At 44.6% G+C, this 15,627-nt stretch carries 14 protein-coding genes and 1 pseudogene; all 15 read right to left on the bottom strand.

The window, feature by feature from the left end; genetic code table 11:
- Window positions 1–88 precede the first annotated feature (88 nt).
- The gene (locus HPY27_RS23310) at window positions 89–784 is read right to left on the bottom strand and encodes a hypothetical protein (protein ID WP_173623977.1); all 696 of its coding nucleotides are present in this window, start codon (window positions 782–784) and stop codon (window positions 89–91) included.
- 215 nt (window positions 785–999) lie between these two features.
- Window positions 1,000–1,602, bottom strand: coding sequence for an SMI1/KNR4 family protein (locus tag HPY27_RS23305; protein ID WP_174226085.1), 603 nt, complete (start codon window positions 1,600–1,602; stop codon window positions 1,000–1,002).
- Between the two features lie 97 nt (window positions 1,603–1,699).
- Window positions 1,700–2,168, bottom strand: a pseudogene (locus tag HPY27_RS23300) (DUF6985 domain-containing protein).
- A 109-nt stretch (window positions 2,169–2,277) separates the two neighbouring features.
- Window positions 2,278–2,793 carry a HEAT repeat domain-containing protein gene (locus tag HPY27_RS23295; protein WP_174226084.1) on the bottom strand — a complete coding sequence of 172 codons (516 nt, stop codon included), beginning with the start codon at window positions 2,791–2,793 and terminating at the stop codon, window positions 2,278–2,280.
- A gap of 162 nt (window positions 2,794–2,955) precedes the next feature.
- On the bottom strand, window positions 2,956–3,249 hold the full coding sequence (locus HPY27_RS23290) for a DUF3349 domain-containing protein (RefSeq protein WP_174226083.1): 294 nt from the start codon (window positions 3,247–3,249) through the stop codon (window positions 2,956–2,958).
- A 168-nt stretch (window positions 3,250–3,417) separates the two neighbouring features.
- A complete protein-coding gene (locus HPY27_RS23285; protein WP_174226082.1) occupies window positions 3,418–3,951 on the bottom strand; it encodes an SMI1/KNR4 family protein in 534 nt (177 codons plus the stop codon).
- Between the two features lie 19 nt (window positions 3,952–3,970).
- Window positions 3,971–4,693, bottom strand: a complete 723-nt coding sequence (locus tag HPY27_RS23280) for a DNA/RNA non-specific endonuclease (RefSeq protein WP_254612970.1) — start codon at window positions 4,691–4,693, stop codon at window positions 3,971–3,973.
- Window positions 4,694–5,113: 420 nt separating this feature from the next.
- Entirely contained in the window at window positions 5,114–5,335 is a 222-nt protein-coding gene (locus tag HPY27_RS23275; protein ID WP_174226081.1) for a hypothetical protein, read from the bottom strand.
- 464 nt (window positions 5,336–5,799) lie between these two features.
- Entirely contained in the window at window positions 5,800–6,183 is a 384-nt protein-coding gene (locus tag HPY27_RS23270; protein ID WP_174226080.1) for a hypothetical protein, read from the bottom strand.
- 14 nt (window positions 6,184–6,197) lie between these two features.
- On the bottom strand, window positions 6,198–6,791 hold the full coding sequence (locus tag HPY27_RS23265) for an RHS repeat-associated core domain-containing protein (protein ID WP_174226079.1): 594 nt from the start codon (window positions 6,789–6,791) through the stop codon (window positions 6,198–6,200).
- A gap of 159 nt (window positions 6,792–6,950) precedes the next feature.
- Entirely contained in the window at window positions 6,951–7,484 is a 534-nt protein-coding gene (locus HPY27_RS23260; protein WP_174226078.1) for a hypothetical protein, read from the bottom strand.
- A 5-nt stretch (window positions 7,485–7,489) separates the two neighbouring features.
- Window positions 7,490–13,456, bottom strand: a complete 5,967-nt coding sequence (locus HPY27_RS23255) for an RHS repeat-associated core domain-containing protein (RefSeq protein WP_254612969.1) — start codon at window positions 13,454–13,456, stop codon at window positions 7,490–7,492.
- 13 nt (window positions 13,457–13,469) lie between these two features.
- The gene (locus HPY27_RS23250; RefSeq protein WP_017252071.1) at window positions 13,470–13,892 is read right to left on the bottom strand and encodes a DUF4280 domain-containing protein; all 423 of its coding nucleotides are present in this window, start codon (window positions 13,890–13,892) and stop codon (window positions 13,470–13,472) included.
- Window positions 13,879–14,430: a hypothetical protein gene (locus tag HPY27_RS23245; protein ID WP_017252072.1), complete on the bottom strand. Its 552-nt coding sequence runs from the start codon at window positions 14,428–14,430 to the stop codon at window positions 13,879–13,881. Before HPY27_RS23245 ends, HPY27_RS23250 begins: the two co-directional genes overlap by 14 nt.
- Window positions 14,427–15,572 (bottom strand): pentapeptide repeat-containing protein, encoded by a 1,146-nt coding sequence (locus HPY27_RS23240; protein WP_174226077.1) that lies wholly within the window; start codon window positions 15,570–15,572, stop codon window positions 14,427–14,429. Before HPY27_RS23240 ends, HPY27_RS23245 begins: the two co-directional genes overlap by 4 nt.
- Between the last annotated feature and the right edge of the window lie 55 nt (window positions 15,573–15,627).

Genomic DNA, 15,627 nt, shown 5'->3' with positions numbered 1-15,627 from the left:
GCAACGGGCTTTCTGTCTCTTATGTGAGGGGGAACATCTGTCTAGTCAATAACAGGATTCGGGCTGTCACTATTCTCGGAGACGTTCCTTATTGAATAATCTCGGAAATCGCTTGCTTTTGCTCCAAAATCTCGGTTTGTACCTCGATCAGTTCTTTCAACAGATCAGCAGCCTCTTGCAAGGATGCAGCTGCTTGCTCCTTGTCACCGGACTTGAATACTTCTTTTGCTTCTTTCACTGCGTTTTTCTCATTTGTTTTCAGTTCTTTTGCTTGCTCTTTGTTTGCTTTCTTTTCTGTGCGGATTGGCTTCAATTCTTGGTTCATCTCTTTAAAAGAAGCTTTTTTCTCTTTTACCTGCGCCAATTCAGTTTGGACATGAGCGAGTTTTTCTTCGATAGCTGTATGGTTCGCGGCGATTTCAGCCTTGATGCTCGCTACCTTTTCTTTATCCTTTGCTTTCTTCGCTTCTTTCAATTCAGCAGACAGCGCCTTGTTCTCTTCTCGCAGCGGCTTTGTCTCTGCCAGCGCGCTTTTCACAGTTTCACGTACTTCTGGCGTCACATCGCCCCAAAGAATGTCCCATGCTTGTTTGTTAGTCTGGGTTTGAGCTTTCAGTTTATCTTGGAGAGCTTTTTGCTCCACTTGCAGTGCTTTTAGTGCTTGAACTTCAGGCAGGCTCTTCCACCCTGCTTCTTTCCCTTCTTTCTCAGCGGCAAAAGCTCCTACGGCACTCGTTGCCAACAAGCTCGCTGCAATTACAGATACGGAAAGCATTTTTTTCATGCGTGAACACTCCCTGTCTACTATTGTTTCTTACAAACCAATCGTAACGTACGAGCATAGGGAATGTTCGGGATAACCTCGTGAAAAGTAAGGGGAAAGTGTGGGATTTGGGAAAAACACAAAAAGCCTAGGAGAGGCCTGGGTCGATCTGGATTTTCACTCAGAGAAAACTATTTGATATAACCGTTCTTGGTGTAACAAGGTTCCTATTTAGGTTATGCTAAAAAGCCTTCTTCGATAGTCTCATAAGCTTCATGGGACAGTCTTTCTAAAAATGCTCGAAAAGATGGTGCTATCTCTGGCAGACATTGCTTGATGAGTGAATAAGACAAAAGAATAGGCTCGTCATCCGCGTAGGGTTCAGCGATATCATCTGGAACAAGGACACATTCTACGACTTTCAGATCATGGTTATAGGAGCAAAACGCTTGATCTGCGATTACTACACGTAGTTGGCTATCATTTGTGCTATTCAAATCGAGACAAATAGCATCGCCACCTATTGTTGTAGCGATTGTGAGCAGCCCGAATTTTAGCAGGTACATACTTGGTACAGCAGATGAGTTCTCTATCTTTATGGATTCTATATTCAATAGCCTTATTCCACCGCTTAAAGTAGGCAGATAGTGAGGATTATACGCCTCATAAAAGGCAACAACCGAATCCGGTACAGTATATGTTTTCAAATCTACCCATTCTAGTAAGGAATGCAGGTGAGCGGTATTTGCTTGTTGGAAGGCTTTGTCGATGTCTTCTGGGGCCATTCCGTCTCTTTCGAAGTTACGACGAAATTTTCTAATGATCCCTTCGAACTCCAAAGATATTCCTCCTCATTTAGAGCATAACATTCTCGTTCTATAATGAGTCCGTTTTCATATTCAAAACAACAATATTTTCCACTATTCATATAAAAGGTTAAATGGCAACATCCTGGTAGCCGACTTCCGTTACTTCTTCATTTAAAAGCCGAAGTCCTAGACCATTTTCTTCGTCCCAGGTGCAATCGAAGAGTAATCCGATATCACGGCCTTCAAAAATATCACCATAGGGAACAACAATTTCAAGTAAAACGATCCTTTTAAGTAGTTGGTCTTGTGTTTCAATTAGGGGATAATCATCATGGTATCCAATATCATACCCGAGATCATGCCGCTTTTGCTTGTAGTAGTCGAGGATCGCTTGCAAAACAAGCTGTTGTATGTGCTCCCAATTTTGCATGAGTGATTGATAAGCCATTGTATTGTTCTTCATCAAATTTACCGTCTTCCTCACCCTCTACCGTGAGTGCTATCTCGGTTTCTTTCCCGCAAAAATGAATGGTCATGTGCTTTGACCAAACAAGAAAGTATGAAAGTTCACCAAAAACCGGATCGTTTATGATCATGACACAATCTCCTTCACTGCTGTTTTTTCTCATCTTGAAAACTGGTATTATTTGCGGTTATATCTACTTTTAAAGTCTCCTTCCTTCCTAAAATTTTCTTTTTGGTGAATTATTTTATAATCCCTTCTTTTATAGAGATTCTTTTTAATTGGTGCAACGCATTCTTTTTAATTTCTTTTTCCTTTGATTTACTTAAGAGTTCTAATTTCTCTTTAGACTCTGGCGTATTTATATCACCTAGAGCCCAGATACATTTTACGGCAAGGGCATTTGTGTAATGAAGATACTCAAATTTAGTTATTGCTGCTTTATAAAGACTTTCTACTGATGAATTTGATTGAAAATATTGAAGCAAGCCAGCAATATCCTCATGTGCCTTATGCCAAGCCTCAGTAATTAACTGGTTTAACATTACCAAATGTCTTTCATCAAACAAATCGAATGTAAATCCTATATAAAATAGTAATCCTAGGTCATCTTTATTTTTTTCTATACAAATAACTTCTAACAGTTTGTCAAAGTAGCTAGTTATTTCTATATTTCCCTTGACCAAATCCAAAAATTCTAGATCTGTTATTTCGCCACCAATAAGTTTTTTTATTAGTATTCTTAGTTCTTGATTCATTTTTCTATCCTTTCAAAACTCGTAATATTATCATTAAAAATATCCGCCGCGCGTATCCGTGTGATAGGACAAATAATTCTTTATTGGTTGGATGGTTATTTCTTCAACAGCCATCCAAATAATGAAACCTTGAAAGGCAACAGCCAATCAACGTTAAAGACATTACTCATCTATCCATTTTTCAAATCCGTGTTCCAGCAGTTTTTCTCTTACCATGTTTATTTCCTGCTCACTAAGTTGCTTTGTTGATACTGATTTGTGAATATCATTAAGAGCGATTGCAACTTCTTTCCCAGTTATAAAAGAAATAACCTCAGCTAAGTTTCTGTCAGACATATGTTCGTACAATAATGACATCAATGGAAAACATTCTTTGTCACTAATACCATTTGGATAAGCCCTTTTTAACATATTAAGTGTACTTTCTAAGTGTTTAGGAATTATCCCATCGCTCAATTTACTTTCCTCCTAAAGGTACTGGCGAGTGAATGTATACATCGAAGTCTAACTCTTAACAGAAGCTTCTGAAATTAAGAATTAATATCGGAACTGGTACAGGATTTTAAAATAACAAGCCTTGTGAGGTTTGACCCTCAACAAGGCTCTATTTTCTTCTACTAATACCTATTCATAAGGTGTAAACTTTGGTGCTTCACTTGGAATATCTTCAGGGAAAAACTCGCATATTATTTCTTTGTTCAATACTTTTTGCAAGAAATCAGTCATCGTCAAAGCGTATTGTACAAAATCTGAAGATCTAGTACCATATATTAACACTTTCCAATTTTCAGGATCTCCTTGAGTCAACCAATACAATTCGTCCCCATTGTCAGTCCCTCCCCACGGCAAAATCCCTCCTTTTTCAGGGAATGTTGGAAATTTAAAATGGTCTGGGTGATTTTTTCGTGATTCATTATACGCCTCAAGCATGTCGCTCATTTGTTCATTAAAGTTTAAAGCTGTATTCTCAACAAATGGGTTGTGAACCCAAATGAAGTCGTCAATTGAGCCCACACCGTACGTTAATACGAATTGTTTGTAATCATTTGGAAGCATCACACCTAATTTGTCCTGAAATTCATTAAAGGCTTCTTCATTTCCAGTATGAATGGCTTTAATAGGTGGGGGTAAAATTTCTTTTAATTTTTGAATAGCCACGATTCCGACACTCTCCTTATTATTTCTTTGGTTTATTTAAAATAGAGATATCTAATTGGAATCCATTTGTTCCTCTTGCTTGCATCGTTACAGCTTTTGGTATAGGGTTTGCACCATCATAGATAGGTATAACTCTGTACCTAATAATTTCACCATCCTTCACAGCATCTCTAATTTTCAACTCCAAATCTCTCATCAGCGGAGAATTTGTAGGATTTTGGAACAGGGTAACTAAATTTCGTTTGTCTTTCCCTGAGCCACCCAGAATTTTTGCTAAGAGATGACCACGTGCATGTTTTGTCCCTTTTCCACCAGCAGAACCAGGAGGCTTAATTGAGGACAGTGCTTCAGAACCAGTTCCTATCATGTCCTTCGTTATTGTAGCAACTATACCTGTCGGTCGATTTAAGTGATCAAGTTCACCCAAAATAACATGACCACGCGTTTTATCATTTACTTTTGATATTCCTAGGTCTGAACTAATGTCCTTACACTTCATCAACCCCAACGGATCAATGAACCCAATCGGATCCCCATTCACATAAGCAAAACGGTTAAACGTCTGCCCGTCCGTCATATCCCCTTGGAGCACATCTCGATTCAGGAACCGCTTCAATCCCGGATGGTAATACCGCGCCCGCATGTAGTACAACCCATTCGGATCGGTCATGACTCCATCGCGGCCGTTGTAGCAAAACGGCTGTTTCGTCCGGCCTTCGTGTGCTTCCAGTTCCCCGTACAATCCGTAGGTATAACGGTCTGTGACTCGACCATGAGCCGTAGTAGCAAGCCTATGCTTTACAGCGAGTGTTCGAGGCTTTCAATATAAACTCTGTTAGTATTCAAAAAGTTGTTAGTGGAAAAAGTAACCTAAAGCATGCCCCGAGTTAATAGTTGTATTGATAGTGGTTCGGTGAAAGTCTTCTAATGAATGCTACAATAATTGAGGTATTTTTTTATACATTCAGTACCTTTAAGGAGCTCAAGTATGTTTGACTTCATCCGTTTGTACTATAACCAACCAATCCAAGCAAAATTAAGCGGCTCTAGTCCCATTAAAGTTGAGGACCAAAGCCGCTTATTCGAATTTTTGACGTTTTACAGTTCACTTTTGGGACAGCGCCTTTGTTATGACCCTGCCACCCCATTATGGTGAAGTGTACTATAAAATAATAGGCTTATGATTCGTCTTAGCTTTATCAAGAATTTCTTCTGCAGTTAAATCTTCGGTACTAGTAGCAATAATTCTATAAATCTCTTGATAGTAAGGCACACTGATGCTAAGTTGCTCTAGCCAGAGATCTTCCTCCTCGTCTGTCCCCTCCGCTAATAGTATTTTATCAATCGTATCAATAATCTCTTCTCTACTTAATTTCTTTGTCATTATAATCCTCCTATATTTTACTTTTATGATACATTCGTTCAATTATTCAAGTGATACTTTTTATCCGAGTTTTTCCTTTTCCTAACATATTATAATGTACTTTCTAAGTCTTTAGGGCTTATGACATCGCTCAATTTACTTATCTCCTAAAGCTACTAGCGAGTGTATGTATTTTTCGAAACCTAGCTCTTGAGCAGATGCTCCAAATATTACATCTTACGCACTTATTAAGTAGGAAGTTAAGAATTAAAATCAATTCTCGGAGCAATTCCTTATGGTCTTTAAATATGTTGTTAATATTAGGATACCCGATTTCATAGCTCTAACTAATCTAAAAAATCGGTTAACTTATCATCTTCTTTTGTTCACCAACAAATTAAAAAGGCTCATTCCTCCTCATCATTCAAGTTGGAATAAGCCCCTTTTTATGAACAACTTTTTACCAATTCATCCAGTATTGGAAACTATTCTGTGATAATAATATAATCCTGTTCAGCAATTTGTTCATATTTTATCTTTATTTTTTCCGTTCCTTCAAGAAGAGAAGCAACGTAACATGTTATATCAATTTCAACTTCATTTACATTATCTGGTTCATCATTACCAGGGTGAGAATGAACTTCTACTATATATCCTTTTTCACCTCCATAACCTTGTATAACAAATTCCAGTCCCAAAATACTCTTATTAATGTATACTGTTGGAACCTCTTCGTAAATATAATCTTCTAATCCACCAAATGTAATACCACCAACTAACTTTTCCGAAATAATATTTGCAACACCATAAATATCTTCTTCAGATGCTATTGGTAATGAACAAGTAAAATAGGGGTACTTTTTTCTCATATATGCTAATTCTCCTAGTCAATTATTTTACTCCCTTTTCTATATTGGTTGGCGAACTCTTCCTCAGTGAATATTCGGAAAGTAAATTTATCCGGTCTTCCTTTCTTATCGAACTTTCTTAACCCCTTTAAAGATCCTCTAAGAGTTTTATCTACTTCCTTCTGTATCTGCCTAATTTCTCTTATCTCGGTTCCTGCTCTCCAAGTGACATCAGGATTAAATCTTGAAGCTAATTTATCGCTAACAATAAATGCATCGATATCGATATCGAAATCTGTTGGATCAAAAGGCGCATATCCCTTGTGTCTACCCTTCCTACGAGTAGCTAGGGAACCTCTATATCCCACTTTTGCATTTGGATCTAATTTTTTTATCTTCTTCACTTCAGGACTCAAAGTCTCTCGAACAATCTCCATTATTTCCGTTCTAGTTTGAGATTTCCCCTTCTCATCCTTACACTTCATCAACCCCAACGGATCAATGAACCCAATCGGATCACCATTCACATAAGCAAACCGGTTGAACGTCTGCCCGTCCGTCATATCCCCTTGGAGCACATCTCGATTCAGGAACCGCTTCAACCCTGGATGGTAATACCGCGCACGCATCTGACCACCAAGGCTAAAGCTTCATATAGAGGGAAAAGTAGAACTTGACGGTCTCCCTGCTTCGTCATAAAAAAGGCTTATCCATCCTCATCTTTAAGATGGATAAGCCTTTGTAAGTTCATCAAATGAAAATAATTTTTGAGTTGTATTGAAAGGCTCTTACTGCGTTAACAAACCATTCTCTTCTAACATTTTATACCATTCATCCTCTTTTGAACCAACGGTATTTATACTTCCTCCAGATTCAACAAGCTTCAATCCAATTTCTCCATATTGTTCCCCTAGAAAATAGTTAAGTAAGAAGTTATTGAAGTCTCCATACGACTCCAAAACATAATTTTGATCTAATGGATCTCCAAATAAACACGTTACTTGACCATTTTCCTTATTAATAAACAGGGGATACCTTTCAATTTTTCCTATACAAATCCAGTCACCATCAAACCTTTGCATTTCCTCTACATAAAATTGAATTTCGGCAACTTTCTGTTGACCCAAAATATTAATAACTCCTCCAATTAATCTTTCATATCGATTTGTAATTAAATAATAATCTTTTAAATTACTATTCTCGGAATTTGTGAATTGTTCTTCATTAGTACTTTTTGTAATGTCCGCAAATGTCAAACTAAATGGGTCGTCACTTAATATTTCACTAATTTTATCTATTTTTTTGATTAATAATTCGATCATATTCCTCACCTTTCTATTTTTATTTTTATTCTAGAACCATACGGAACATCTTTTAATTGTACTCCTAATACTCCACCTAATCTTCTGTTTGTAAATTGATCCATAAGTTTTAAATTCCGTTTAACATCTGGTCCATCTAGTCCTAAATCCCACATATGATCCGGATCCAAATCATCTCTAACTTTGTCTATTAGCTTTTTAGCTAATTCTTTATCCCTATGATAATAATGTTTAATTATTTTCTTAATTACAGCGGCTTTGTATTTCTTTGTTAACTCTTGATCTCTTACCGGCTTTACTTTCCTTAATAAATTCGCATCGCTCAATTTTTGCAAATATTTAACTTTCCGGTTAAAATCTCTTCGGTTCATATCACGATACTCGTCACCCCATTTTACGTTCGTTTCAAAACGTATTGTTGTCTCGTAATATTCCCCTAGCTCATCTACTTTCTTTGTTGCTGGTGTTACTTTCTTTTTAGCCGTTTCATCCTTACACTTCATCAACCCCAACGGATCAATGAACCCAATCGGATCCCCATTCACATAAGCAAAACGGTTAAACGTCTGCCCGTCCGTCATATCCCCTTGGAGCACATCTCGATTCAGGAACCGCTTCAACCCCGGATGGTAATACCGCGCCCGCATGTAATACAACCCATTCGGATCGGTCATGACTCCATCGCGGCCGTTGTAGCAAAACGGCTGTTTCGTCCTACCCTCGTGCTCTTCCAGTTCCCCGTACAATCCGTAGGTATAACGGTCTGTGACTCGACCATGCTCGTCGGTCAACAGGGTCGTGCTTCCGCGCGTATCCGCGTGATAGGACAAATAATCGCCTTGTGCATCCTCACGACCAATGAGCCCCAGTCCATATACATAATACGCTTTGGCTGCTCCACTTTCCTCCAGTTCCATAAGAACCTGGGTCAAATCGGCGTTCTGGTCAACCACATACCGCGTCGTCTTACCATTCCATGTCATCGAGGTGCGCACATATTCGGCATCATAGGTGTAGCGAGCTTGTCCGGCACGGACGAGACGATTGCGGGCATCATACGCATACGTTTCTGACTGTTGCTTGCCCGGTAGTAGCAGCAGATTGCCGTCCTCGTCATACTGAACGTGTTGACCATCTACGGTGTCCAGTCGGTTGTCCTTTGCGTACGTCATCGCCGTAGCAAGACTCGAACCTGAATCCCCAATTGCGGTAATATTCCCGCCCTGGTCATAAGTATAGAGAATCTTTCGTCCTGCCATGGATCCGCTCGTCAGGCGCCGCAGGGCATCATAGGTGTACTGCTTTTCTTCCTCTTGGATGAGCTGCCCGAGCTCGTTGTACAAAAACCGATATTGCTGGAGCATGACGCCCTGCGCATTTTGATCCCAAAGACGCAGAAGCTGCCCGGCTACATCATAGTGACGCTGCTCTACCGTACCGTTCGGTCGCTCTGTACGGATGAGGCGGTAATTTTCATCGTACGTGTACCTTGTAACACGACCTGCCCAGTCTGTGACCGTGGTCAATTGACCTGCGAGATCGTAGATATAGCCAACCGTTTTGCCATCTGGATAGATGAGCGTTGCCAGTCTGCCCCCCGCATCATAGGTGTACTGTAGCGTATTCCCATACTGATCTGTGCTGGAGACGATTCGTCCCAAAAGATCGTAGGTACGGCGCTTGGTGTCTTTTCCATCTTCTTTGACACTTACCACGCGACCCTCGGCGTCGAAAGTCCTGCGAACAGTCCCCGCTTCGTCCTGCTGCTCAATAAGCTGTCCGGCTGCATCGTAGCGGTAGTGCGTTTCCAGACCGCGCGCATTGGTCTTGTCGGTCAGCCATCCGCGCTTGTCATAGCGATAGGTCGTTCCTTCTCCGGTAGCATTGCGTTCAGCTAAAAGCAAACCACTGGCATCGTAGGAGAGGGTGGTGGCATTGCCATTGGCATCCGTATAGCTCGTTAGGCGTCCTTCTCCGTCGTATTGCTGCCTGTAGACGGCTGCTTCATTTTCCAATACCTCTGTCAGTCGTGCGGCTGCATCGTAGGAGAACTTGGTTTTCTGTCCAGCCGCATTCGTCGTGGCTATGACTTGATGGAGCTTGTTGAATTGGTATTGGGTTGTTCGTCCGAGTCCGTCAATGTGGGCAAGAATATTGCCTGCGCCATCATAGGTGAGCCCGCTCACTTTCTGTCCGGTTGCATCATAGACGGCGAGTAAGCGACCCGCCCCATCGTATTCATAGCGCTGGGTGTTACCCAATGGATCGGTGACAGCCGTCACTCTGCCCATGGCATCGCGATCGAGGCTGGTTTTCGCTCCGGTTGGGTCTACCACACCAACGATCTGCCATTCCTTGTCATACTCATAACGAGTGGTTTCACCATATGCATTCGTTATGGATTCTACTTTTTCTATAATCGTGTACCCGATCTTCGTCGATGCTCCGCTAGCCGTAGTCTCCTCTACTCTACAATCCTGTGTATCATAGGTAAAGGAATGCATCCTTCCGAGAGGATCTGTGACACCGACAAGATTATCATTGGCATCGAATACCTGACGTAGCGAACCCCCAAAAGCATCCGTAAAGGTTGTCATCCTGCCTGTAGGGTCGAAGCCGACACGGAAGATGCGGCCTTCTGGGTCTTGAGCGGAAACAAGCATTCCCTGTCCATCGTAGTGATAAGTGGTTTTTGCGCCTGTAAAATCAATATAAGTGCTTCTTTGCCCGTGCTCGTTATACCCGATGGAAGAGGTGCAGCCGTCTGGTCGTGTCATGCTGACCAGCCGCTCGTGTTCATCATAGGCGAAAGTCGTGACTCCGCCTTCCGCGTCTTCTTCTGCTGTCATGAGGTCTTTTTCGTTGTACGTATACGTCGTTGTATTGCCAAGAGGATCTGTCTCTTTTACCAGATTCCCGCGACTGTCATACGTGTAAGTGGTTGTTTCGCCCGCTCCGTTTGTTTCAGAAGTGGTTTGTCCCCACTCATTATAAGTGTATTTGGTGAGCGTTCCATCCTTCTCAGTCTTCTCCAGCAACTGGCCATTGTCGTCATGGATCATGATCTCGACATGCCCATTGCCGTCTGTGAAGGTCGTGACCATCATGCCAGGGCGGCTCTCGGTATCGTAGTGAATATAACTAGGGATGCCTGCCGCGTCTGTCTGGCAGATGATGCGCCCTTCTTCGTCAAACGTATTCGTGTAGACGATGACGCCATCGGATGCCAGAGATTCCAGTTGGTCATTTCCTGTATAGGACAAGTCAGTGACAACACCATTAGGATTGGTGTAGCGAGTCATCCTGCGTTCGGCATCATACGAAAAGCGAAGGGAACGAGTCCCATCAGACAATGCTGACACCAAACCATCCGCCCCATACTCCAGTGAAAACGCTTGACGACTCCGCTCTTCTGTCAAGCGATTCAGCCTGCCATGCTGATCATAGCTAAAGAGCAGCGACATTCCGGCAGCCACCGTATGACGAAGTGCTTGTCCATTTCTGGCAAAATCGTACGTCTCTCTCGTTTCCTTGACCCACAGCGTATAGCCGTCTTGTCTTTCCCTCAGTTCGTCAAAAAAGACATCCGCATCGCTGGACCGGTATAATCCGTCCTGAACGCGAGTAAAGGTATTGGCTCGGCCAGCATTCCACCAAACCGTAATTTCTTCGCGTGTCTCATCCAGGAATTGTAGGCGCATTTCGTAATTATGCGTCCATGCTTTGCCCAGTGCTCCCTCTTGCAAAAGCAAGGAGTTGTAATGCAGCTCAAACGTCCACGTCTCGGCTCCATACAGCTTGAGGGCAGGATGAACGATAAACTGCGCTCCGGTACCACCATGGACCGGGTCTTTGATGCAGCTTTTCGGTTTTACTTTTTTGACGTTCATCTTTCTTACCTTGCCTGGTTTCTTGTGCTTCCCTTTGATTCTTTTCCGACCCCCGGCAATTCCCGCTACGGTTGAGAAAACACCATCCGTCGCATAATCCAATGCCTCTGAGCCGGCTTCCTTGATCACTTCTTTCACAACAGGTTTCTGCATGAACTTGCCGACCATGCTCTTCTTCAGCTTCTGCACAGCGGCAAGCTTGTCCATACTCTCCTGAATGTTCCGCGCAGCAGTGACGACCTTGCCTTTCACTGCGCTTGCTGCATTGGCCGTCGCCTTGACCGCTTTCGATACACCCAGTGCTTTATCCGCTGCTTTGACCGCCTTCGTTGCCTTGGTCATCGCTTTTGTTGCCTTCACGGCTTTCGTAGTCAGCTTTGCCGCAGTCACTGCCGTACCCGCACCCGGAATCGCGGCTGCAAGGGACATAGCGGCACCAGCATAATCGCCACGTGCGACAGATATCCCCGCATTGACAACGTCTGCGACTTCTCCGATGACAGGGATCATTCCGACGATATCGAGTCCAAGCTGTAGACTATCGAGAAAACCCCATCCAGAATCCTCTTCCTCCTGCTCCTCTTCGACGACTTCTTCCTCTTCCTCCTGCGGCAAATCCTCCACAACCACAGGCGCCTTCGTCAGCCCGACCATCTCAATCTTCGGCGCTTGAAGATCCACTTCCCCGTCCAAAATCATGCTGCTTGTGCTGCACATGAGGTAGATCGCTTCCTTGGCCTTGATCTCGACCTTCGTATCTGACCTAATCTCCATATCCTTCTCCGAAGAAAAAACAATGGGATGCATACTGTGAATCTCGATGCCGTCCTCTTCATGCAGCTTGATAAAAATATTGCCTTCCTTGCTCTCCTTCGCAGTAAGTACGAGCTCCTTGCCGCCCATCATCAGCTCTTTGCCGAAGTTGGTTCCCCAGTACTTGATGCCGGGATTGCCCGTTTTCGCCGTGCTTCCTCCACCTTTTCGCACGGAGCTGACTGCCATGGCGCCTTCTTCATCTGGTGTGGAAAAGTACAGCTTCACGGAGTCGCCCATTTGCGGCATGCAGTGAAAGCCGCTGTTGCCCTCTGCCGAGTAGACCGTGGCATACGGGAACCAGCTCGCCTCTGCCTTTGGCTGCTTTTGATCGATGTCGAGGTGGATTTTGACGGTGTCCTTCTGGATGTCGATGATCTTGCCTTCCAGGGCAGCGCCGCAGATGTCGTCGTTGCGGATAGGGTTTTGCCGGATGCCTGCCTCGGGCATGAGCTGATAGGTGTGAATGAGAAGGGCATGGTCGATCCTCGTTGTTGACCCGGCGACGACCAGCTCTTTGCCTTGGTAGTTCACGCGGTCTCCGAGCTGAAGCACCTGTCCGCTTTCTACTTCATAGGTGAGAAAATCATTTTCCGACATACCTGCTGCGTAGCCGTTTTCTGTCGTTTCCATATAGGGCGCCAGCCTTTTGCTGATGGTGTAGCTGGCGTCTGTCAATTGGGCGGTGCGTCCCTCGGGCAAGCCGAACCAGAACTTTGGCTTATCCGCGACAGCCTCTGCGACGAGAATAGAACCGAAGCGAGAGGCCAGTCGCTTTAAAAACTGCCAATCTGTCTCCTGATACTGAATCGCGATGGTCCCAAGCGGCGCGCCGTTCGAAGCATGGTCTAAATAATCCGAACCGGGATAGTCCTTCGTGATTTCGTCGAGCAGGCTCGCATAGCTCATTTTTTTATTTTGAAAAGAACGCAGCTTGCGCTGACCATCCATTCGCTGGGTGTGCGAGACCGCTTCCAGCTCCAAATGGTAGACGCCGTGAACGAAGTTCACACTGACGGAATCCACGAGTCCTTTGAACAGTGTCTTCGTCAGCGCGCCGTTTTCCACCAAATTCAGCGCGACTGTATCCTCGCTCGTCGCCATCTCGATGTACCGGTCGCTTTTCTCCTCCGGGATGATTCCGGTGACGAACAATCTGGCGTGCTCATTAACTTTCCTTACGATTCTGACATCTTGTAGGCTTTGGATTTCAAAGGGTGAGACCAACTGGATATTCTCGTATCCAGCCAGCTTCTCTGTCGTATTCATACAATCCCCCTCACTATTGCTCCTGTCCGTCGTCTTCGATGCGAATGCAGCCTCCATATATGCACATGTTCGTGCTGTTGTTTAACAGGGCGGGATGGTTTTCCACGAGTACATCTGCTTTGCCATCGATCCAGGGCATGGTGACTACAGGAACGCATGGCATCGGCTTGAGTACACCGTTGTTGGCAGCAGTAGCAGCCGCGACGGTTGGATTTTTCTCGCATTTGCATTTGCCAAACGGCATGATGTTCACTTGCGGCATATAGTCATTCACGTTCATTTGTGCCTGGTTGCGAATGTACACGCCATGACTAAACGGCGTTTTCAGCTTGTTCTTCTGGCTCCCGTAGTCACACGTGAGAATTGCTCCCGCCACGACGTAGCTTTTCTTCGGAGCCGACGAAGGTACAACATCGACATCTTCAATCATGGGCATGACTCATTCTCCTCCCTGCTTGCTCTGCTTTTTTCAAGCGGATACCGAAAAAGTCCCTGCGCAGCAAAGCTTCCGCCAGCCGCAAATCGATGATGATATACGGTTCACGAATCCCTTCGATTTGAAAAATCGTATGACGCCCAATCTTTTCTGGATCGAGAACCAGCCGTTTAAGTGAGCCGTCATTGTGAAACTCGCTTTGCTCTGACAAACAGTTCACACGCGGCAGGCTCATCATCCAGTACAAATCCTGCTTGATCCGCTCCCTGTCTACCAGCACGACGGATTTGACGAACAGCTTCGGCGCGAACTTGTGGATGATTGTCTTTAAGCGGTTGGAATAGAGCGGGATCGGTCTATCAAGAAAATCCAGATAGTCGTTCTCTTTCTTTTGCTTGATGTCGAACTGGATAATCGCCTCATCCAGCTCTTCCTGATAATCCGGGGTGAGCCACTCCTGCCGGATGACGTCAAAAACGTTGGTTGGCTCTACCGCACTCGCGATGCGCTCGTCCTGTGACAAGATGAAATAATTCATACCTGACTCCCCTCTCGCCAAACGACATGTCGCTCCTGAAGCTCATCCAACAGAATGGACTCCCTGGCCTCCGCCGAGAATACGGCTCTCTCCAGAAGCGCTCCGCTAAAATTCGCTCCGGTCAAAATCGCATCGGTAAAGTTTGCGCCGCGCAGATCGGCTCCGGTAAAATCAGTCCCGGTCAAGTCCGCCCCGACGAACAAGACACCATCAAAACCGGGCATCTCCCACGCATCTGTTTCCAAAAGACCCCTTGGCCCGGATGCTTCACGAAAGCTCGCGCCTAGCAGATTCGCTCCGGTAAAATCCGCTCCGTGAATGAGACTGTCGCCGAAATCAACCGCTTTTAGCTGGGCACGATGCCATCTCGTTCCGACCAAAACACATTCGCGCAGGGTTGCATTCGTTAAGTGACTGTCCGACAAGTCCGAATAGCGCAGGTCCAAACCGTCGAATTGCCCTTTTGCTAAATCGAGACCAGCCAAAACCTTGTAGCCGTATTCCAGCTCTTGCTTTTCTTCCAGCCAAGCACGGATCATCTCGGAATCTTTGTGGCGAGTGTCCAGACAGTACACGATCTCGCTTTGATCCAAATATTCTCCGACACGCACCTCCAACTCCGGCTCCTTGTCCACCTGTTGGAAGACCTCCAGCTGAACAGCCTTCACCATGGCATAACGGATCAGGTGGACTACATATTGATGAAACTTCTCTGCCTCCACGAGCTTGATCCGTTCGATATCGGGAAGTCTTACGTGTCCGGCATACGCTCTGGCAGCCTCGTTCCATTCGATTGCGAGCCGATCCAAAAAGCGGAAAGCCCAGCTCGCATCATAGCTGGTTTGACACTCCACCGGATCGAAAAACCAACTGCTGTCTGTAGCTTCCAGCAAATAATGACTGCTTCCAAGAAGAAGCTCCGTCCGCAGCATGGAATAGGTCAAGTACGCCAGTTTGCCTTTTGTTCCTTGCTCCTGCTTATCCATCACACGTCGGCATATTGCTTCAAAGGAACGGAGAAATTCTTTTGCCAGCCTCTCTTTATTCGCTTGATAGTAAGCATCCAAGGTATGTAGGCTGGCGATGGTTCTCTTCGGCACCTCGTGCTCCTTGAAATGCTGCAAGGCTTCCTCTCTCTCCATGCCAATCCCTCCTTCTTCTCACCGTTTTTGCATACACCAAACACACGGTTACCCG

The organism is Brevibacillus sp. HB1.1 (genome assembly GCF_013332445.1).
GTDB lineage: Bacteria > Bacillota > Bacilli > Brevibacillales > Brevibacillaceae > Brevibacillus > Brevibacillus porteri.
This window is presented reverse-complemented; position numbering and strand designations above follow the sequence as displayed.

Coding starts and splice junctions, on each gene's coding strand:
- HPY27_RS23310 (WP_173623977.1), bottom strand. CDS start 784: ATGAAAAAAATGCTTTCCGTATCTGTAATTGCAGCGAGCTTGTTGGCA.
- HPY27_RS23295 (WP_174226084.1), bottom strand. CDS start 2,793: ATGAATCAAGAACTAAGAATACTAATAAAAAAACTTATTGGTGGCGAA.
- HPY27_RS23275 (WP_174226081.1), bottom strand. CDS start 5,335: ATGACAAAGAAATTAAGTAGAGAAGAGATTATTGATACGATTGATAAA.
- HPY27_RS23270 (WP_174226080.1), bottom strand. CDS start 6,183: ATGAGAAAAAAGTACCCCTATTTTACTTGTTCATTACCAATAGCATCT.
- HPY27_RS23265 (WP_174226079.1), bottom strand. CDS start 6,791: ATGCGTGCGCGGTATTACCATCCAGGGTTGAAGCGGTTCCTGAATCGA.
- HPY27_RS23260 (WP_174226078.1), bottom strand. CDS start 7,484: ATGATCGAATTATTAATCAAAAAAATAGATAAAATTAGTGAAATATTA.
- HPY27_RS23255 (WP_254612969.1), bottom strand. CDS start 13,456: ATGAATACGACAGAGAAGCTGGCTGGATACGAGAATATCCAGTTGGTC.
- HPY27_RS23250 (WP_017252071.1), bottom strand. CDS start 13,892: ATGCCCATGATTGAAGATGTCGATGTTGTACCTTCGTCGGCTCCGAAG.
- HPY27_RS23245 (WP_017252072.1), bottom strand. CDS start 14,430: ATGAATTATTTCATCTTGTCACAGGACGAGCGCATCGCGAGTGCGGTA.
- HPY27_RS23240 (WP_174226077.1), bottom strand. CDS start 15,572: ATGGAGAGAGAGGAAGCCTTGCAGCATTTCAAGGAGCACGAGGTGCCG.